Here is a 19,204-nt window from a genome sequence, read left to right on the forward strand (position 1 = left end):
TCGGCCAAGAAGAACCTGCAGGGCCTGGGCGCTCAGGCGCAGGCGCTCCCGGCGAAATTCGGCTCCATAGGCCTGGCCATCGCCGGTGTATTCAGCGCGGCCACGCTCAAGGGTGCAATCGATGTGCTGGACAGGCTGGATGACCTGAGCGAAAAGAGCGGCATCACTGTCGAGAATCTGAGCGCATTGCGCTATGCCGGTGAAGTGACCGGCACTTCCTTCGAGTCCCTCGGCGGCGGGTTGACTAAGCTGTCCAAAAACATGGCGGAAGCCGCGGGCGGCGGTAAGGAGGCCGCAGCGGCATTCAAGGCGGTTGGCATCGAAGTGACCAATGGCGCCGGCGGCCTGCGCAGTCAGGATGAGATCCTGGGAGAGTTGGCAGACCGCTTTGCCGGCTATGAGGATGGTGCGGCCAAGGCGGCGCTGGCGCAGAAGATATTCGGCAAGTCCGGCGAGGAGATGATTCCGCTGCTCAATCTGGGCAGCGAGGGCATCGCCAGGCTGCGCAAAGAGGCTGCCGGCCTGGGCGCGGTGTACGGCTCAGAGGTGGCAAAGCAAGCCGCTGAATTCAACGACAACCTGAAAAAGCTGGAGCTCAATGCCGAAGCCACCAAGGTCTCGCTTGCTAGCGGTCTGTTGCCGACACTCAACGATCTTTTGGAAACGTTCCTGAAGCTCAAGTCTGCCGGACAGGTATGGACGGTTATCGAGGAGGGCATCAAGCGCGTTGTTTCGCTGGTGCCTGGGCTTTCCGCCCTGCAAATGGCAGCGGAAAAGCTTGGGCTCATGCGCGGCGCAAGCCTCACGGGCAACCCTGGCCAGGACATCAACAAGCTGCTGGGAGAACGAAGCGCGCTGCAAGACAAGCAGCGCGAGGCGCAGGCCTTCGCCTCCAGGGTCGAAAGCCAAAAGTTCGTGAGCCAACTGGACAGGCGCCTGGCGGCAAACAAGCGCGGGGAATCTGACTCCATTCAGCGAGACATTTTCAAGATTGATGACTTGCTAGAGGTTTCGCGTATTCGGCAAGCGACGGATGCACTGCGCGACAACGGCGACACCAGCGACGCCCTCACGCGCCGGCGCCGCCTGGCCACCGCAAAGACGCAGGCTCCTGTAGTGTCAGACGGCTCAGGCGCCGCGGCGGCCAACAAGGAACTCAAGGAGCAGGCCAAGCTGGTACTGGAGCTTGCAGGCCTCACCGGCACCTTCACCGAGGACTGGAACCGCCTCAACACGATGTATGCCAAGGGCACCATCAACCTCAAGACCTTGACGGCAGAGCAGGCCAAGCTGCTGAGCCTTCAGCCCGCCATCAAAGCCCAGCTTGAGCTGGAGCAGAAGATCGGCGAGGCCCGCGCCAAGAACGCCGAAATTACCCAGAAGCACCTGGAGGCCCTGGCGGCCGACAACGAGCAACTCGTCAAGAGCAACCAGGCCCTGCGCGAACAAAATGAGGAAATCGGCCTCAGCGCCGAAGCGATCAACCTGCTGCGCATGGCCCGTCTGGACGCCAACATCGCCCGCGAGGAAGAGCTGTTGCTTATCGCCCAGGGCGTCGAGGGCAACGAGGCCGAAGTCGCGCAACTGGAGCGCAAGATCAACCTTCTGCGGCAGGAGCGCCTGATCAATGGCGATTCCGCACAGAAGGAGATCCTCGCCACCGAGGCCGAAGACGCAAAGCGTCGTACCCAGACCATCAGCGAAAGCATCAGCGACGGCGTGCTGGACGGTTTCCGCAACAGCAAGAGCTTCAGCGATGTCTTCCTGAGCGAACTCAAGGCCCAGTTTTCCAAGGCCATCCTGCAGCCCGTCATCAGTCCAATCGTCCAGATGGGCCAGGACGCCATGTCCGGCGCGATGAAGGGCCTCGGCGGTGGCCCCAGCATCGCCGACCTGTTCGGCCTTGCTGGGAGTTTTTTCGGTGCCGGCGACACCACGGCACTGGCCACAGGCGACTTCGCCCGTATGGACCGCCTGATGAGCTTTGACGGCGGCGGCAGCACCGGCCCAGGCCTGCGCGCTGGCGGCATTGACGGCAAGGGCGGCTTCATGGCCATCCTGCACCCCGACGAAACCGTCACTGACCACACCAAGGGCCAGAAGGTCGGCGGCACCGTCATCAACAACTACAGCTTCGGCGCCGGCGTAAGCCGCGCGGAGGCCTATGAAGGCTACCGCCGCGCCCGTGCCGAGGCTGTTGGCGACGTGGTCGAGGGCAACCGCCGGAGGCGCTTCGGATGACCACCTACGCATGGCCCAGCACTCGGGCCTTTGTGCCGCAGCAGGCCGACCTATGGCTGCAAAACACCGACATCGTCGAGCGCTCGGTGCTCGGCGGCGGCCAGCAAACCAGCGGCCAGCCTGGCGCCCATTGGCAGATGGCCATGATGTTTCCTGAGGACAAGTCCGTCAACCGGCAGTTGCTGCTCGGCTTCCTGCGCAAGCTCAATGGTAAAGAGCACCGCGTCAGCCTATGGGACATGCGCAAGTTTGGCGTGGCCGATGCCCAGGGCGTGCCCGCCGGCACCATCACCACCACCGGCGTGGCTGTTAAAACTACCGTGGCCCAGTTCGGCATCAGTGTTGTGTTCAAGGGCTGCGGCGCCGGCGCCACGCTGCTGGCTGGCGACATGTTTTCCATCAACGGCCAGTTGATTGAAAACTGCGAACTTGCCACCGCCAACGGCTCCGGCGAAATGACGGTGCTCATTCCCTCACGGCTGCGTGCCCAGGCGCTGGCAGACGCTCCCGTCACGCTTATCAAGCCCACGGCACTGTTTGTCCTGTCCGACGTCTTCCACGCCCCGCGCAGCAGCGCCATGTACGAGCCCTTCACCATCGAGTTTGAGGAGGTCTTCGCATGAGCGCGCGCGGCTTGGCCTCCGATGTTGTCGACGCCGTCCAGCGCGAGCATGTGCCGTGCTTCCCGCTGCTCAAGCTGGAGTTTGATTCCGAAACCGTTTACCTCGCCGGCACTGACTTCAACATCGAGTACGACGGTCACACCTGGCTGGCCGCCCGCGGTATCGGCACCATCGAAAAAACCATCGAAACGCCCGACCAGGTGGAAGGCCTGACCTTCACCCTATCCGGCGTCACCGACGAGGCCCTGGCCCAGGCCCAGCAGGAGGAGTATCAGGGCCGGCCCGTAACCGTGCTGTGGGCCTTCCTGGACGGCGCCACGCTGTGCGTGGACCCCATGGCATGGCAGGGCCACCTTGACGTGCCCACGATCATGCTGGGCCGCCAGACGGCCACCATCAAGGTCACCGCCGAAAACCGCATGGCCGATTGGCAGCGCCCCCGCAAGCTGCTTTTCAACCACCCCGACCAACTGACCATCGATCCCACCGACAACTTCTTCCTGGGCATCGAGGCGATGGAGAACGCCGAAATCGTCATCTTCTCCAAAGAAAGCCAGATGCGATGACCCGCTACCCAGACTGGCCCCGCCGCCTGACCGAGCACCTGGCCGCCGTCAAGCGCACGCCGTTCATATGGGGGCAGCACGACTGCTGCACTTTCGCCGCCGGCGCGGTGATTGCCATGACGGGCACAGACGCCATCGCGCCCTGGCGCGGCAAATACACCAGCCAGCGCGGAGCCGCGCGCTTCATCGCCGCCGCTGGAGGCCTGCATGCCTTGACCTGTACCGTGATGGGCGAGCCGATGCAAACGCCTGCACTCGCCGGCCGTGGCGATCTGGTCATGTTTGAGATGGTCGAGCCCTACGGCCCCCAGGCCCTGGGCATCTGCGTAGGCGCCCAGATCGCGGCCCCTGGCCCGCAGGGCATGGTTCTGCTCCCCATCTCGGTGGCCAGCGCCGCCTGGAAGGTCTGACATGCCAGCAGCCATAGGCACCGCCATCGCCACCTGGCTCGCCAGCATCACCGTCACCCAGGTGGTGTTCACTATTGCCTCTCTGGCCATCAGCAGCGCCATGTCCAGCCGCGCGCAAAAGAAGGCAGAGGCCGCCCAACGCGCCGCCGCCGAACAGCAGCGCGCCGCCTATAACGCCGGGCTGGTTGACCGCACCAGCGTTCTGCGCACCGGCATCCAGCCGCGCAATATGATCCTGGGCCGCGACGAGGCCAGCGGCCCGCTGGTGTGCTGGTTCACCTACGGCCCGCTGCGCAACTTCCACGCCTTTGCCGTCGTGCTGGCTGGGCATGAGTGCGATGAAGTCGAGACCGTCATGTTCAACCATGAGCCCGTCACCCTCGACGGCAGTGGTGCGGTCGTTGCTCCAGACAAATATTTGCGAGTCGTCAGCCACAACTTCACCACGGCCTTCCCAGGTGGGCCAGCCGGAACCACTTGCGTATTGATCGACGCGCCCGCGCGGGTAGACTCTGTCCGCAGCTACCGCGATGGCGTTTACCTCAACACCATTGGCTACACCGTCGTCGGCAATGTACTCACCACCACGCAAGACGTTGACCCGGACCCCGATGGCAACATCCTGGATCTGCAGGTCACATATACCGTCGTCGTTCGGCAGCCGCTTTTCTACATCAAGAAATACCTTGGTGCCCCAGGCCAGACCGCAGCGCCCGAGCTCATCGCTGCGGCGGCTCAGGCAGGTATCCCCACTGCATGGGACGCCACCCGCAAGGGAACCGGCATTTGCTACCTGACCTGCGTGGTCGAGGCCGACTTCAACGTCCTGGGCCAGATCGGCATTCCCAACCTTAGCGCGGTCACGCGCGGCGCCAAGGCCTACGACCCGCGTACCGGTCTGACAGCCTGGACGCAGAACCCCCCAGTCCTGGCCAGGTGGTTCAACGTCGACAGCGGCTTCGCGCCCAAGACGCTCTCCAGCGAGATCAACGCCGACGAGCTGCTGGCGAGCGCCAATGTGTCCGACGAGGCGGTTTCTTTCAGCGCCACTGAGGTCGGCGCCCGCTACACCTGCAATGGGCAACTCACATGCGCTGCCACCCCGCTCGACAACTTCAACCACATCCTCGACGCCATGGACGGCGACGCCGTCTGGATCAGCGGCCAGTGGCAGATCGTTGCCGGCTACTACAAAGAGCCCACCCTCGACATTGACGAAGATACCCTGGACTCCGCCGCAATTTCGATCCTGCCGCGCACCGCCAAGCGCGACCTGTTCAACGGCATCAAGGGGCAGTTTGTCGACGCCTCGAACGGCTACATCCGCACGGGCTACGGCCTGATCACCAGTGACTTCTATAAGGCCCAGGACGGCGACGAATCGCTGCCGGCGGAAGCCAACTTTGAGCTGGTAAACGACTCGCGCCGCTGTCAGATGATCGCCTGGCAGCGCCTCACGCGCGCCCGCCAGCCGCTGACGCTGCAGCTAGGCACCACGCTCAAGGGCTACGACAGCGCACCGCTGCAAACAATCAATGTCAACCTGCGCCGGCCTGGCTACGTCAACAAGGTCTTCACCAACCTGCGCCGTGAGCATGACAAAAACACTCTGACATACACCCTGCAGGAGACCGGCCCCGAGGTGTGGGAGTGGGATTATTCCAAGGCAAGCGCGGCGGTGGACCTGCCGAACAGCAGTTTGCCTGACGCCATAACCATCCCCGTGGTGACCGACGTGGTAGCCGAGAGCGGCACAAACGTGCTGCAGCGTCTTGGAGATGGCACCATCATCAGCCGCGTGCGCCTGAGCTGGGCGGCCGTGACCAACATATATGTACTCAACGGCGGCAAGATCGAGTGGCAGCACAAGAGCGCCGCCGACACTTCAGACGACTGGGAAGTCTTGCCGCCGTCCCGTGGTGAAGATGTCGAGGCATTCACTGGCGCTCTGGTCGACGGCGATGTGAGGCTCTTCCGTGGCCGCTGCGTCACCATGCTGGGGCGCAAGGGCGACTGGTGCCCGCTGGTCGTGCATCGGGTGGTCGGCAAGACGGCACCACCGTCGGACGTTCTTTTTTTCACCATCAACGGAACGTCGCTAGCGTGGTCGGCTGTTACGGATGTCGATCTGGCCGGCTACCAGGTGCGCTTCAACTATTCGCAAAACAGGGCCTGGGGCACCGCCACGCCGTTGCACATTGGCCTCGTCACGGAATCCCCTTGGACCCCCGAGATTCTGCCGCCTGGTCAGGTCACGCTTTTGATAAAGGCGATAGACACGTCTGGCAACGAGAGCGCCAATGCTGCCCCCATAGTTACTAATCTTGGCGATCCTATCGTTATTAACTTGATTGACGAGTATGACGACAAGGCCGCGGGCTTTCCTGGCGTCAAGGTTAACGGCACCGTGAGTGGTGGCGACCTGGTAGCGGATGATTCCGGTGGACTGTTTTGGGGGCAAGACACCGGGAATTACTGGAAAGAGGACGCCGCTCTGGTCTGGCCTGGATCGACGTATCTGCAAATGGTCTACACGACCACCTACCGCGTGGGCGCAGATCAACGCGGCGCTCGTTTGACTCTACAGGTCGAAGTCGAAGGTGAGTCTTACACCATCGAGTACTGCTACACGACGCAAGGCCTCTACTGGGGGCCAGACGACGCCTATGCGTGGGGTGCAGATTCTGATCTGTATTGGCCCGCTGCTACCGATCGGGCAACCTGGCCAGGCGCAATCGAGAACATCTCCGAGGGAGATATCGAGCTGCGAATCACCACGCAGGCTGGCTCCGTTCGTGGCGCGATTCGTGAGCTGACTTTGCAGATCGATGTCGAGGACGAACTCGAATATGTGAACGATGCGGTCATTGCTGCGATCGGCACGCGCCTGCCCCTCACGAAGTCATTCCGTTCAATAAAAAACGTTCTGGTGACCTTGCAGGCGGCCCCTGGCGGAGCCGATAGCTACAAGGTGTTGGACAAGGTGGTGGCCGGCTCCTCCGGCCCTCTTATCGGGGTGTACGCCGCTGGCGTGGGCACCACAGGATTAATCGATGCCCAGATCCAGGGCGTGAAAGGAAACTAAAAATGGCAGCAGTACTTCCGACCTCGGCCGAAGTCACATCCGGCACTCAAACCAACGCGGAGCAGAAGGTTGACTTCGCCTCGATGCTTGATTTTCTTAAGGAGAATATCAACAAAGGAACCACCGGCGGCACCACGACGGCATACACCCTTACTTTGGTCCCGGCTCTAACGGTGCTTGAAGCGGGTCAGCGGTTCCGCGTCAAATTCAATGCGGCAAATTCCTCGACCACCCCGACGCTGAATGTTAACGGGCTCGGGGCTGTGTCGCTCAAGGTCTATGGTCCGAGTGGCGCGAAGGAGTTGCCCGCCGTGGGCGCATTCGCTGCCAGCATGCTCTGTAACGTCGAATACGACGGGACAGACTTCGTGGTGTTGAACCAATTGCCGCCTCCGGTGTTGCGGTCTTACCTGGCAGGGCTCACGTTGTCAAACAACGTGTCTGACGCCACCAACGACATCGACATCGCCTCCGGGATGGCTGCGGACAGTACCAACGCATACATGCTGTCGCTGACAGGTCCATTCACTAAGCGGCTTGACGCGACCTTTGCCGCCGGCTCTGGGAATGGTGGACTTGACACCGGCTCACTGACAAACGCCATTTACCACGCGTTCCCGGTCCGTAAAGATTCAGACGGTTCTGTTGACGTCGTATTTTCGCTTTCGTCCACAGCTCCGACGATGCCGGCTGGATACACCCCGAAGCGTCGAATTGGTTCGGTGTTGCGTGTTGGGGGGGTGATCCGCCCATTCATACAGGTCGGCGATAGGTTTTACTTCAAAACACCGACGCTTGACTATGAAACTACCTCTTTGGGGACGACGCCGGCAACGCCAACTCTTAACGTCCCACCGAATACGATTGCAATTTGCAATATCTACATCGAGCGCACGAGTGCCGCGATAGGTGTGTACATCAATCCAACTGCTGCCACGTCGATGGCTGCAAGTGATACTGCCGCTCCTCTCACCACGCTGGAGACAGGTGCTCAGGGGGCTGGGTTAGTTCTAGCTTCCACTCAGATAGAGGTTCTCGTTGACGCGAGCAGCCAGATTCGGGTGGTCTCCAACGCCGGCTCCACTACCTTACGAATTGTTCCTATCGGGTATATCGACACACGCGGAAAGGACGCATAAGAATGATCGTCGCAAATATCTCCACCCTAAAATCTCTCACCGTAACGCCCAACTGCGAGGTGGATTTGCTCGGCTATTTCACTCCGGGCGATGGCGGCGGAGGGCGCTTTTATTTTGATAGCGCAAGTGCTGCGGCAGACGACGGCGGAACGGTCATTGCCCCTACTTCAGGTTCGGGCCGCTGGAAGCGGATCTACTCCGGGGCGGTAAGTGTGGACTGGTTCGGCGCGACTGGCTCGGGTGATGTGTCAGCGGCTTTCGTCGCTGCATCAGTCTTTCCTGTTGTCGAATGTTCCGCCCGCACGTACCGTATGGACGGAACCATTGCCATCAAGGCAAACCAGCTTTGGGACTTCAAGGGCGCCACGATCACCCACACCGACCCTAGCAAGAAGATGTTCACCGCCACCACTGTGGACGGCTGGACATTCCGTGGCCCTGTCGTCCTGAAGGGGTTGCTTGTCAGCTCTGGCGACACGGGCGCAGAGGAGGGGCTGGTTATCTCTGGCTGCAACAAATACCGCGTTTCCGAGGTCGGTGCCACCCTGTTTCAGACTGCCGGCATTCACATCGCCGCTGGACTGTTCGCCGGCTCAAAAGGAGACCAAGGACAGATCACCGACTGCTGGGGCACGGAAAACCGTGTGGGCCTGCTGATTGACAACGATTCGGCCGCCGAATACAACACGGTGAGCAACTTCAACGCATCGTGGAACATCACGGGCGTGCAAATAGGCGCCGGGAATACTATCTTCACTGGCGGCACGATCATCCAAAACACCTACGGCGTGAAGCTGGTTGGCGGCGGTAATAACGGCCACGGCATTTTTTCGGGCGTCAATATCAACCATAACGGAAACCACAACATCCTCGCTGACGCCGTGACGAATGGCCACACCTTCATTGGTTGCCACATCTATGGCGACAGCTCATCGGCTGGGCTGGTGCGGTTTCAGAACGGATCGACAGACATCAGCATCACGGGCGGCGTGCTGGATGCGGCTGTTTACAACGACTCTGGCACAAACCGAGTCAGCAACAACAAGACTTACTCGCAGTTCTCTGTTGGTGGGGCGAACGCGGCAGGGCTGATCCAGTCCCCTGTCAATTTCTAAGCCTCAGCGAAAGTGATCATTCTGCTTTTGGCGAATCTTCACCGGCAGGGCCTATCCAGTCCGTAAACCTCTGAGGGCCAGCCGTACAGCCTGTTGCGCACGTAAACTTTCTCGATTTTTCCATCGACAACTTTTTCGAAGCATTCACCGCGGCGGTTGATGGTGACGGAGAAGGCAAAGAGACCGCCAACGCAAAAGGCGGCAATGACTAACCATTCAAAGACCTTGAGTTTGCGGTTTTTATCCATGGCCGCATTTTATGTCGAGCTGGCCAACGGCCGGGCGGTAGCCTAAAATAGCGGCATGAAGCCCCTGATCCTGCCCGCCATCTTGTTCGTTGCCGCTGTGGCCGCCTTCATGTTCTGGCCCAACCCGACAGAACCCGAATGCATAACGAAGGGTAGTATCACCTCGCTACCCTGGCTCGAATGTAAGAAGTAACCTGCTCCCGCCTCATTGAAGCCCGCCGCACGCGGGCTTTTTTACGCTCATGGCGGCCGTGGCGGGCATTCCGCCTAGCCTCCCTGAAATCGTCTCAGTTTTCCTTAACTTGAGACGGGCAGCGGCGCAAAGTGTGGTCAGCCGCCACCGCATTGGCTGAAAGAAGTAGTCGCAATTTGGCCTATTTTTTGGCCGGCATGCTGAATAAAGTGGGGCTGTAACCAAGCGCAACGCCCAGCCCATGAACCAAACAGATCTCACGCCGGTCGCCGTCATCACGATGCTGGCGTCTTTGATCTTCAGCGCATCCGTCGCGGCCGTTGTCGGGCCTTATGTGGTGATCGGCATAGGTGCCATGGGTGGCGCCGCGGTGGCGCTGATGCAGGCGGAAACCCGTGGCCGGCTCGGGGCCTTCCTCTTCTTCTTCGGCTACGCCACGTTGGCGGTGATGCTGACGGTGCCGGTCTCCATGCTGGTCACCGCCTATTTCACCAGCGTCCAGCAGCATTGGCTCTTTACCCCGTTGTCCTTTGGCCTCGGGTTTGTGGCCGACAAATGGCCCGCTGTGCTCTCCGCAATCGGCCGCAAGGTCGGCACCTTCATTGACCTGCTCATCCAGCTCAGGGGGCCCAAACCATGAACGCAGCCCACCTGCCTGCCGGCATCACATTCCTGATCTGCGTGGCCATCGTGTCGGTATGCATCTGCCGGCTCGACAAGATCGACAAGCAGGTGCGCCTCAGGGTTGGCATCCAGTACGTGATGCTGCTGATGGCGGCCAGCGGCCTGGCCTTGGCTCCGCTGCTCGGGCAGTTCCCTGACTGGGCTGTCACGCTGTTTGCCGCGGCCGTGCTCTTCATGCTCTGCGCCGATTCCTTCCAGTGGCGCCACGGCCCACCCGAAAGCGCGAGCGCGCCGGCTCCCCTCAGTGAGTTTTGACCAAGGACGCACCATGATCACCCTGAACCAATACGTCGGTCCGCACCGCAACTCTCCCGATTGGACCCCCACCCGCGAACAGAACGCCACCAAGCTGCTGGCCGCCTGCGCAGCCCTGGAGGTGGAAATGTCCGATGCCGGCGTGGCCTTCCCCGACAACCCCGCCACTGGCAGCGGCGTGAGTGGCCAGACTTTCGGCGGCTTCCGGCCGCAAGACTGCCCCCAGGGTGCCGCCAATAGCAGCCACAAGCAGGGCCAGGCCGTCGACCGCTACGACCCTGACGGCGAGATCGACGCCTGGCTCATGGCCAACCAGGACCGCCTGGTGTTCCATGGCCTGTACATCGAGCACCCCAGCGCCACGCCGCGGTGGAGCCACTGGACCACCCGCGCGCCTGGCTCCGGCAACCGGGTTTTTTACCCATGAGCCTTGCTCTGCAACTGGTGCTGGCCGGCTTGCTGCTGGTCGTTGGTGCCGCTGGCGGCTGGAAGGCGCACGTGGGCGTGATCGCCCAGCGCGACCTGGCTGCCGCTAAGGAAAACTTCCGCGTTGGCGAGCGCCGGCAGGAGGCGTCCGCCCAAATCACGAAAGCCAAAGATGAAAAAATCAATGCCATTAACGCTCGCCTCGTTGTTGCTCTTGGTGAGCTGCGCAAGCGTCCCGAACGCCGGCCCGCCGATACCCCCGCTTGTCAAGGCGCCACTGGGGCCGAGCTTTCAGGACCGGATTCAGGATTTCTTGAAGGGGAAGCTGCCCGAGCCGACACCCTCCGCGCCGAACTCGGCGCCTGCTACGACAAGTACGACTCTTTGAGGGTGGTGCCAGCCAAGTAGTGTTTCCGGTTTCGCCGGCTCACCACGATTAAGAAGCTGGCACATCAACTTTTTTGAAAGCACCACCATGCGAACCATGCGCGCAAAACTCCAAGTCGGCTTCGTTCAGGAGCACTTCTACGGCCCCGACAAGGCCAAATCGCAAGAGACGCTGACCATGCACGCCGTCGCCGCGTCCAAATATCCGGACGACGGCAGCGACGAGGACAACACCTTTGCCAAGTTCTCCCCCGGTGCCAACCTGTCGATCAACATTGCCAACCCGGCGTTGTTTGGCAAGTTCACGGTGGGCCAGAAGTTTTATGTGGATTTCACAGAGGCGCCAACCGCCTAAACAGCTTCGCAGTTGTCTCCTCCCGGCCTGACCTACCGGGATTACCCTGCTGGCTTCACGGTCAGCGGGGTTTTTTATGAGTGGCGCGGGCATCAGGCGCTGCGTGACTTTTGCGTGAGTTGTCCCTGCTCTATGGGGATCGATGCTGACTGCGTGAACGTGTGGGCGTCCGTAAGTCGTTGATTTAATTACAAGCTATCTCAATTTTTCGGGCTACGAACCAAGGGGTCGTGGGTTCAATTCCTGCCAGCCGCACCACTTTTATAAGTGATTTCAATAGCTTAGAGGCTCACCCCTCTAGGCTATTTTTCTTTCTGCCTGGGTTTTAGTGGTTTTCCTGGGGCCGGGCGGTGCTGTATGGGCTGTACGGCCGGCGGGTGCTCCGTTATTCTGGATGCTCATTCCGGAGGAGAGACATGGAAGCACTGAAGGTCGAGGACCACGGCGAGTGGCTCAGTTTTGGGATTTCGCACGCGGGCCAGGCGATTCCCGTGAAGATTTCACGCGAGGTGATGCAGGAATTTTTCGGCGCTGCGCCGGGAGATCCCCTGAAAAAAGCCTATGAGCTGGATGCCGAGATGATCCACGCCCGGGCCGCCGATCTGGTCGTGGCGGGCGTGAACTACACGCCTGACAATCCCCTGGTCCTGAGGATGGAAGATTTTTAGGGGCATTCGCGGTTGGCGGCCATGAATGCTAAGGTGGCCGAGCATGAACAAAGCCTTTACCAAAGAAACCGATGAGTCCGAGGACGACGAGCCCGCGCTCGCACCCTTGCCCGGCGGCGGCAAAAACTACATCACGCCGCAGGGCTACGAGCGCCTGCGCGGTGAGTTGCTGGACCTGATAGACAACGAGCGACCCAAGATGGTCGAGATCGTCCACTGGGCCGCCAGCAACGGCGACCGCTCGGAGAACGGCGACTACCACTATGGCAAAAAGCGCCTGCGCGAAATCGACAGGCGCATCCGCTTCCTGACAAAAAGGCTGGAAATCGCGGAAGTCAGCAATCCCTCCATCCATCACGGCAGCGACCAGGCCTTCTTCGGCGCCACCGTGACCTATGCCGATGACGATGGCGTCGAGCGCGTCGTGACCATACTCGGAATCGACGAGGCCAACAGCGCCCTGGGGCAGATCAGCTGGATCTCGCCCGTGGCCAGGGCGCTGCTCAAGTCGCGCGTGGGGGATGAGGTGAGCCTGCAGACGCCGCAAGGCCTGCAGACACTGGAAGTGCTCAAGGTGGACTACCCGGCGCCCGATGAGCGGGCGGCGGGCTAGTCGGCGACTCAGCCTGTTGACTTGGCGCGCTGTACCCGCAGGACCGAGGGCGTGCGCTTGACGCTGCGCAGGGCCGAGGCCAGGTGAACGCGGTCGCGCACCGCCACGCCAAAGCGCAGGTCGGTCGCGTCGTGTGAAGGCTCCTGCTCCATGTCGACGTGGGTGATGTCGGCCTCGGCGCTGGCCAGCGCGGCCGCCACCCTGGCCAGCACGCCCTTGCCGTTGGACACCGTGACCAGCAGGTTGGTCTCGAAGGTGCGCACCGGCTCGTCCGACCAGTCGACCGCGATGAAGCGCTCGCTGTCGCGGTGCTGCAGGCGCTTGGCGACGGCGCAGTCGTCGGTGTGGATGACCAAGCCCTCGCCGCGGCCCAGGTAGCCGACGATGCCGTCGCCCGGGATGGGCCGGCAGCAGGGCGCGAACTGCACCGAGGCGCCTTCGCTGCCGTCTATCACCAGGCCGCCTTGCGACACCGACTCGTGGGCCGTGTAGCGCTCGCGGCTCATCAAGAGCGCATTGGGTTTTTCGCCGGTCTCGGCCAGCAGGGTCACGATGCGCTTGGCGACCATGCTGGCGATCCGTTTGCCCAGGCCGATATCGGTCAGCAGGTCGGCGCGCGAGCGGTTGCCGGTAAAGCGCAGGATTTTTTCCCAGGTGGCGTGGTGGGCCTCGTCGTCCTCGGGCAGGCGCTCGCGCTCTATGCCCTCGGCGCGCAGCGCCTGGGCCAGCATTTTTTCGCCCAGATCCTGCGATTCAGACAGCGCCATGGTCTTGAGGTGGTGGCGAATCTTGGAACGCGCCTTGCCCGTGCGCACAAAGCCCAGCCAGCCCGGATTCGGGCTGGAGACGGAAGCCGTGATGATCTCGATCACGTCGCCGTTGTGCAGTTCGGAGCGTAGCGGCACCTGCTCGCCGTTGACTTTGGCGGCCACGGCGCGGTGGCCCACGTCGCTGTGGATGGCGTAGGCGAAGTCGACGATGGTCGCGCCGCGCGGCATGGCCATGATCTGGCTTTTCGGCGTGAAAACATACACCGCCTCGGGGAACAGGTCGATCTTGACGTGGTCCCAGAACTCGGCCGCGTCGCGCGTTTCCTGCTGTATGTCGAGCAGCGACTGCAGCCACTGCGTGCCCAGGCGCTGCGAGGCGTCGCTGTCCGGGTCGGTGGCCTTGTAGAGCCAGTGGGCCGCCACGCCGGACTCGGCCACCACATGCATGGCCTCGGTGCGCATCTGGAACTCGATGTTGGTGCCGAAGGGGCCGACCAGCGTGGTGTGCAGCGACTGGTAGCCGTTGATCTTGGGTATCGCGATGTAGTCCTTGAACTTGCCCGGCAGCGGCTTGTAGAGCTGGTGCAGCACCCCCATGGCCGTGTAGCAGGCGGTCAGGTCCTTCACGATCACCCGAAAGCCGTAGAGGTCGGTGACCTGGGCGAAGGACAGGTGCTTTTCGTCCATCTTGCGGTAGATGGAGTACAGCGTCTTTTCGCGCCCCGAGATGACCACGGGCACTTGCGCATTGGAAAAAGCCGACTCGACCTCGCCCTGGACCCGCTTGATCACATCGCGCCGGCGGCCGCGGGCCTTTTGCAGCGCCTTGGTCAGGGTGGCGTAACGCCAGGGGTGCAGGTGCTGGAAGGAGAGATCCTGCAGTTCGCGATAGGTCGTGTTCAGGCCCAGGCGGTGGGCAATAGGCGCGTAGATGTCCAGGGTTTCGCGCGAGATGCGCGTCCACTTGGCGCGCGGTACGTCGCCCAGTGTGCGCATGTTGTGGGTGCGGTCGGCCAGCTTGATCAGGATGACCCGCACGTCACGCGCCATGGCCAGCAGCATCTTGCGAAAGGACTCGGCCTGGTTTTCCTCGCGGGTGTTGAATTCCAGTTTTTCGAGCTTGGTCAGCCCGTCCACCAGCTCGGCCACCGGGGCGCCGAAGCGGTCTATCAACTCGGGTTTGGTGACGCCGCAGTCTTCAATCGCATCGTGCAGCAGGGCCGCCATCAGGGCTTGCGCATCGAGCTTCCATTCGGCGCACTGCTGCGCCACGGCAATCGGGTGGGTGATGTAGGGCTCGCCGCTGTTGCGCAGTTGGCCCAGGTGGGCCTCGTCGGCAAAGCGGTAAGCGCGGCGGACATTATCGATGTCGGCGGCGCTCATGTAGTCCAGCCTGGCCGTGAGCGCGGCAAAACTCGCGGCAGCGGCATTGGCGGCGGCCGGGGTCGATTTGCTGGCAACAACAGGCGAAAGCATGGCGCTCATGCCTTAAATGTATCGCGGCATGAATAAAACGTGAAAAAAATGGACTTTAGAGGGTGGAAATGAAAAAAGCACCGATATTCGGTGCTTTTTGCGAAGCTGAACGGTGTCTCAGGTGGGGACTTTTTTCAGCATTTCGAGGCCGATTTTGCCTTCGGCGATTTCGCGCAGGGCGGTCACGCCGGGCTTGTTCTTGCTTTCGATCTTGGGGGCATGGCCCTGGCTGAGCATGCGTGCGCGATAGGTGGCGGCCAGCACCAACTGGAAGCGGTTCGGGATTTTCTCGAGGCAATCTTCGACGGTAATGCGGGCCATGGTGATCTCCGGTGTGATCGATAAGGAAAAAAGCGCTGAAATCAGGGAATTTGAAGGGCCTGGAAGGTCTCGGCACGGGCACGCCGCTGGGCCGAAAACTTGAGCCGCTGGGCATGCACAATGGTTTTCAGGTCGAAAACCGCCCGCTCAAACAACTCGTTGATTATAACGAAGTCGAATTCCCGGGCCTGGGCCATCTCCAGGGCGGCATTTTTGAGCCGCAACTCGATGACCTCGGGGCTGTCCTCGCCACGCCGCTGCAGGCGGGAGCGTAATTCCTCCCAGCTGGGCGGCAGGATGAAGACCAGCACCGCATTGGAAAAAATCCGCTTGATGTTGATGGCGCCCTGGAAGTCGATTTCCAGGATCACGTCGGCGCCGTGGGCTACCCGCTCTTCAATGGTCTGGCGCGAGGTGCCGTAGCGGTGGCCGTGCACGTGGGCCCATTCCAGGAAGGCGTCGCGCGCCACCATGCCGTCGAACTCCTCGGGGGACAGGAAAAAGTACTCCCTGCCGTGTTTTTCCTGGCCGCGCGGGGGCCGGGTGGTGTGCGATACCGAGGGCTGGATGCGGGAATCCAGCTCCATGAGGGCCTTGACCAGGCTGGATTTGCCCGCCCCGCTGGGGGCGGCCACGACAAATAGGTTTCCGGGATAGTCCATGCGTTCGGGGCGGTGAGTGCTTATATATATGAGAGGGTGGCCGAGGGGCTATTCGATGTTCTGGACCTGCTCGCGGATCTGCTCGATCAGCACCTTCATGTCCACTGAGATGCGGGTCAGTTCCAGGGACGCGGATTTGGAGCCCAGTGTATTGGCTTCGCGGTGCAGCTCCTGGATCAGGAAATCCAGGCGCTTGCCGAGTTCCCCGCCGCTGGCCAGCAGGCGGTCGATTTCGTCGAGGTGGGACGACAGCCGGGTGATTTCTTCCGCGACGTCTATGCGTATGGCGAAGGCCGTGGCCTCGGTCAGGGCCCGGTCCTGGGCGATTTCCGGCAGCGTGCTGCCGTCGGACAGGGCCATGGCCTCTTTCCAGCGCTCCAGGAAGCGGTTTTTCTGCTGCTCCACCAGCTTGGGAACCATGGGCACCGCCAGCGCGGCCAGGGCGCGCAGCTGTGCCGTGCGGTCCAGCAGCATCTCGGCCAGGCGGGCGCCCTCGCGTTCACGGGCCGCCATCAGCTCTTTCAGGGCTTTTTTGGCCAGCTTGAGCAGCTCTTCGCTGTAGTCGTGTGGTTTTTTGTCTTCATTCGTCGCAATTCTGAGAATATCTGCGACGCTCAGCGCCCCGGCCTGCGGCAGCCAGGATTTGATGCTGTCCTCCAGCGAGCCCAGGCGCTGCAAGGTGGCCGAGGAGGGCGCGCGCAGGTTGCCCGACGACGCGCTTTCCAGCGAGACCCGCATTTCGACCTTGCCGCGCTTGAGTTTGCCGGTCAGCAGTTCGCGCAGCGCCGGTTCGGCCTGCCGCAGCTCGTCGGGCAGGCGGAAGGCCAGGTCCAGGAAGCGGCTGTTGACGGAGCGTATTTCGACGCCCAGACGGGAGCTGGCGTCCGGGCCCGATTCAGTTTCCGGGGCGGATTGCGCCATGCTTGATTGCACGGTTGCATAACCCGTCATGCTGTAAACTGACATTTTTAGATACGCTTTACTAGACTAGAGAGAGAAACAAGACCCAGCTTGACATTGTCACGTCTGGGCAACCCCAAATTATGTCAAAGGTCAAGCCTGCACCATTGCCGCCCGACACCGTGATTGGTGGCTATCGTGTTGTGCGAAAGCTTTCGGCCGGGGGCTTCGGGGTAGTTTACTTGGCCGTCGACAACGAGGGCCAGCAGGTCGCCATCAAGGAATACCTGCCCTCATCTCTCGCCAGCCGCTCCCCGGGTGAACTGCTTCCCCAGGTCCAGCCCGAAAAACTCTCGCTCTACCGGCTGGGGCTCAAGAGCTTCTTCGAGGAAGGCCGCTCCCTCGCCCAGATTTCGCACGGCTCCGTGGTCAGCGTGCTGAACTTCTTCCGTGAGAACGAAACCGTCTACATGGTGATGAACTACCTGGAGGGCGGCACCCTGCAGGACTTCATCATCACGGCCCGCGAGCTCAAAAAGCAGAAGGTCTTTCGCGAATCGACCATACGCTCGCTGTTCGACGAAATCCTGCGCGGCCTGCGCATCGTGCACCAGCACAAGATGCTGCACCTGGACATCAAGCCCGCCAACATCTTCATCACCGACGACAACCGCGCCGTCATGATCGATTTCGGCGCCGCCCGTGAGGTGCTGAGCAAGGAAGGCAACTTCATCCGCCCCATGTACACGCCCGGGTTCGCCGCGCCCGAGATGTACCGCCGCGACTCCTCCATGGGCCCCTGGACCGATATTTACGCGATTGGCGCCTGCATTTACGCCACCATGCAGGGCTATCCGCCCAACGACGCGCCCCAGCGCCTCGAAAAAGACCGTCTGTCGCTTGCCCTGTCGCGGCTGCGCGGCGTCTATTCCGATAACCTCATTGAGGTTGTAGAGTGGTGCATGTCCCTCGATCCGCTGTCACGGCCCCAGTCGGTCTTCGCCCTGCAAAAAGAGCTGAGCCGGGAAGGCGAGCGCCGCTACACCAAGCTTACCGTCAGCGAAAAAGTTCGTCTGCAGTTTGACAACATGGTGTCCGACACCAAAAAATCCGCGCGCAAGGCCACCGGCTACGCGACCAAATTCAAATGAAATTCTCAGTCTTTCAGGTCAGCCGCAAAGGCGGGCGCGAGAAGAACGAAGACCGCATGGGCTATTGCTACACGCGTGAATCGGGCCTCTTCGTGCTGGCCGACGGCATGGGCGGCCACCCTGAAGGCGAAGTGGCGGCCCAGCTCGCCCTGCAGACTATCTCGGCGCTCTACCAGAAGGAAGCGCGCCCCGTCATTGAGGACACCACCGAATTCCTCTCCACCGCCCTGATGGCGGCGCACCACCAGATCATCCGCTACGCCAGCGAAAAAGGCATGCTGGACACCCCGCGCACCACGCTGGTGGCCGCCATCCTGCAGGGCACGGGCGCCACCTGGGTGCACTGCGGCGATTCGCGCCTGTACGTCGTGCGCGACGGCGAACTGCTCACGCGCACCCGCGACCATTCTTACCTTGAACAACAAAGCGCCGGCGTCATCAAGCTCGAGCGCATCAACCGCAACATCCTCTTTACCTGCCTGGGCTCGCCCACCAAGCCCGTCTTCGACGTTGCCGGCCCCGTCACCCTGCAGCAAGGCGACAAGCTGCTGCTGTGCTCCGACGGCCTCTGGGGTAGCCTCAGCGACGCCGAGATCGTGCGCCAGCTGGCCAGCAAAGGCGTGTCCGACGCGGTGCCCGACCTGGTCGAGAACGCCCTGCGCACCGGCGGCGAGCACAGCGACAACGTCACCGTGCTGGCCATGGAATGGGAAACGCCTGACGCTTTTGAATCCACCCGCGGGGTTTCCACCGACAGCATCATGGACGGCGTGTTCGCCTCCACCATCCAGGCCGGCGTGCTCGACTCGGTGGTCGATGACCTCGACGAGGCCACCATTGAGCGCTCGATCGCCGAGATCAACGAAGCCATACGCCGCTCGGCCGCCAGAAAAGCCTGATACCGGCGGCCTTTTTG

General features: G+C 61.7%; 21 protein-coding genes. 16 read left to right on the plus strand and 5 right to left on the minus strand.

What is annotated here, in order from left to right; translation table 11 throughout:
- The first annotated feature begins 123 nt into the window (after window positions 1-123).
- Genes PMI15_RS22785 through PMI15_RS22815 form a run of 7 tightly spaced genes read left to right on the plus strand, consistent with a single transcriptional unit; the run spans window position 124 to window position 9,179 of the window.
- A complete protein-coding gene (locus PMI15_RS22785; RefSeq protein WP_157214726.1) occupies window positions 124-2,241 on the plus strand; it encodes a hypothetical protein in 2,118 nt (705 codons plus the stop codon).
- Complete coding sequence (locus PMI15_RS22790) at window positions 2,238-2,864, plus strand: hypothetical protein (protein ID WP_007874726.1); 627 nt, start codon at window positions 2,238-2,240, stop codon at window positions 2,862-2,864. Before PMI15_RS22785 ends, PMI15_RS22790 begins: the two co-directional genes overlap by 4 nt.
- On the plus strand, window positions 2,861-3,430 hold the full coding sequence (locus tag PMI15_RS24165) for a hypothetical protein (RefSeq protein WP_007874727.1): 570 nt from the start codon (window positions 2,861-2,863) through the stop codon (window positions 3,428-3,430). Before PMI15_RS22790 ends, PMI15_RS24165 begins: the two co-directional genes overlap by 4 nt.
- The gene (locus tag PMI15_RS22800) at window positions 3,427-3,840 is read left to right on the plus strand and encodes a hypothetical protein (RefSeq protein WP_007874728.1); all 414 of its coding nucleotides are present in this window, start codon (window positions 3,427-3,429) and stop codon (window positions 3,838-3,840) included. Before PMI15_RS24165 ends, PMI15_RS22800 begins: the two co-directional genes overlap by 4 nt.
- Window position 3,841: 1 nt before the next feature.
- On the plus strand, window positions 3,842-6,925 hold the full coding sequence (locus PMI15_RS22805) for a hypothetical protein (RefSeq protein WP_007874729.1): 3,084 nt from the start codon (window positions 3,842-3,844) through the stop codon (window positions 6,923-6,925).
- 2 nt (window positions 6,926-6,927) lie between these two features.
- Entirely contained in the window at window positions 6,928-8,064 is a 1,137-nt protein-coding gene (locus PMI15_RS22810) for a hypothetical protein (RefSeq protein WP_007874730.1), read from the plus strand.
- A 2-nt stretch (window positions 8,065-8,066) separates the two neighbouring features.
- Window positions 8,067-9,179 (plus strand): hypothetical protein, encoded by a 1,113-nt coding sequence (locus tag PMI15_RS22815; RefSeq protein WP_007874731.1) that lies wholly within the window; start codon window positions 8,067-8,069, stop codon window positions 9,177-9,179.
- Between the two features lie 38 nt (window positions 9,180-9,217).
- Here the strand turns inward: PMI15_RS22815 and PMI15_RS22820 are convergent, their stop codons facing one another.
- Window positions 9,218-9,427: a hypothetical protein gene (locus tag PMI15_RS22820; RefSeq protein ID WP_007874732.1), complete on the minus strand. Its 210-nt coding sequence runs from the start codon at window positions 9,425-9,427 to the stop codon at window positions 9,218-9,220.
- Window positions 9,428-9,861: 434 nt separating this feature from the next.
- Between PMI15_RS22820 and PMI15_RS22825 the strand changes: the two genes are divergently transcribed.
- The 7 genes from PMI15_RS22825 to greB all read left to right on the plus strand — a co-directional run bounded on the left by PMI15_RS22825 (window position 9,862) and on the right by greB (window position 13,008).
- Entirely contained in the window at window positions 9,862-10,260 is a 399-nt protein-coding gene (locus PMI15_RS22825) for a hypothetical protein (RefSeq protein ID WP_007874733.1), read from the plus strand.
- A complete protein-coding gene (locus PMI15_RS22830) occupies window positions 10,257-10,559 on the plus strand; it encodes a hypothetical protein (protein WP_007874735.1) in 303 nt (100 codons plus the stop codon). The genes PMI15_RS22825 and PMI15_RS22830 overlap by 4 nt, the downstream gene beginning before the upstream one ends.
- Before the next feature lie 13 nt (window positions 10,560-10,572).
- Entirely contained in the window at window positions 10,573-10,986 is a 414-nt protein-coding gene (locus PMI15_RS22835; RefSeq protein WP_007874736.1) for a hypothetical protein, read from the plus strand.
- Window positions 10,983-11,393, plus strand: a complete 411-nt coding sequence (locus tag PMI15_RS24995; protein ID WP_007874738.1) for a hypothetical protein — start codon at window positions 10,983-10,985, stop codon at window positions 11,391-11,393. The genes PMI15_RS22835 and PMI15_RS24995 overlap by 4 nt, the downstream gene beginning before the upstream one ends.
- Window positions 11,394-11,460: 67 nt before the next feature.
- On the plus strand, window positions 11,461-11,727 hold the full coding sequence (locus PMI15_RS22845) for a hypothetical protein (protein ID WP_162830813.1): 267 nt from the start codon (window positions 11,461-11,463) through the stop codon (window positions 11,725-11,727).
- 416 nt (window positions 11,728-12,143) lie between these two features.
- Window positions 12,144-12,395 (plus strand): hypothetical protein, encoded by a 252-nt coding sequence (locus PMI15_RS22850; protein WP_007874740.1) that lies wholly within the window; start codon window positions 12,144-12,146, stop codon window positions 12,393-12,395.
- A gap of 43 nt (window positions 12,396-12,438) precedes the next feature.
- Window positions 12,439-13,008, plus strand: coding sequence for a transcription elongation factor GreB (greB, locus tag PMI15_RS22855; protein ID WP_007874741.1), 570 nt, complete (start codon window positions 12,439-12,441; stop codon window positions 13,006-13,008).
- An 8-nt stretch (window positions 13,009-13,016) separates the two neighbouring features.
- Here the strand turns inward: greB and PMI15_RS22860 are convergent, their stop codons facing one another.
- From PMI15_RS22860 to PMI15_RS22875, 4 genes are all read right to left on the minus strand, one after another.
- Window positions 13,017-15,263: a bifunctional (p)ppGpp synthetase/guanosine-3',5'-bis(diphosphate) 3'-pyrophosphohydrolase gene (locus PMI15_RS22860; protein ID WP_036840818.1), complete on the minus strand. Its 2,247-nt coding sequence runs from the start codon at window positions 15,261-15,263 to the stop codon at window positions 13,017-13,019.
- A 108-nt stretch (window positions 15,264-15,371) separates the two neighbouring features.
- A complete protein-coding gene (gene rpoZ / locus PMI15_RS22865; RefSeq protein ID WP_007874743.1) occupies window positions 15,372-15,575 on the minus strand; it encodes a DNA-directed RNA polymerase subunit omega in 204 nt (67 codons plus the stop codon).
- Window positions 15,576-15,616: 41 nt separating this feature from the next.
- Window positions 15,617-16,237: a guanylate kinase gene (gene gmk / locus PMI15_RS22870; protein ID WP_007874744.1), complete on the minus strand. Its 621-nt coding sequence runs from the start codon at window positions 16,235-16,237 to the stop codon at window positions 15,617-15,619.
- Between the two features lie 48 nt (window positions 16,238-16,285).
- Window positions 16,286-17,203 (minus strand): YicC/YloC family endoribonuclease, encoded by a 918-nt coding sequence (locus PMI15_RS22875; protein WP_081499664.1) that lies wholly within the window; start codon window positions 17,201-17,203, stop codon window positions 16,286-16,288.
- Window positions 17,204-17,280: 77 nt separating this feature from the next.
- Here PMI15_RS22875 and PMI15_RS22880 point away from each other — a divergent pair, with 77 nt between their 5' ends.
- Window positions 17,281-18,288: a serine/threonine-protein kinase gene (locus PMI15_RS22880; protein ID WP_007874747.1), complete on the plus strand. Its 1,008-nt coding sequence runs from the start codon at window positions 17,281-17,283 to the stop codon at window positions 18,286-18,288.
- Window positions 18,285-19,187 carry a PP2C family serine/threonine-protein phosphatase gene (locus tag PMI15_RS22885; RefSeq protein WP_007874749.1) on the plus strand — a complete coding sequence of 301 codons (903 nt, stop codon included), beginning with the start codon at window positions 18,285-18,287 and terminating at the stop codon, window positions 19,185-19,187. Before PMI15_RS22880 ends, PMI15_RS22885 begins: the two co-directional genes overlap by 4 nt.
- Window positions 19,188-19,204 lie beyond the last annotated feature (17 nt).

This window comes from Polaromonas sp. CF318 (genome assembly GCF_000282655.1).
In the GTDB taxonomy this organism is placed as follows: Bacteria; Pseudomonadota; Gammaproteobacteria; order Burkholderiales; family Burkholderiaceae_C; genus Polaromonas.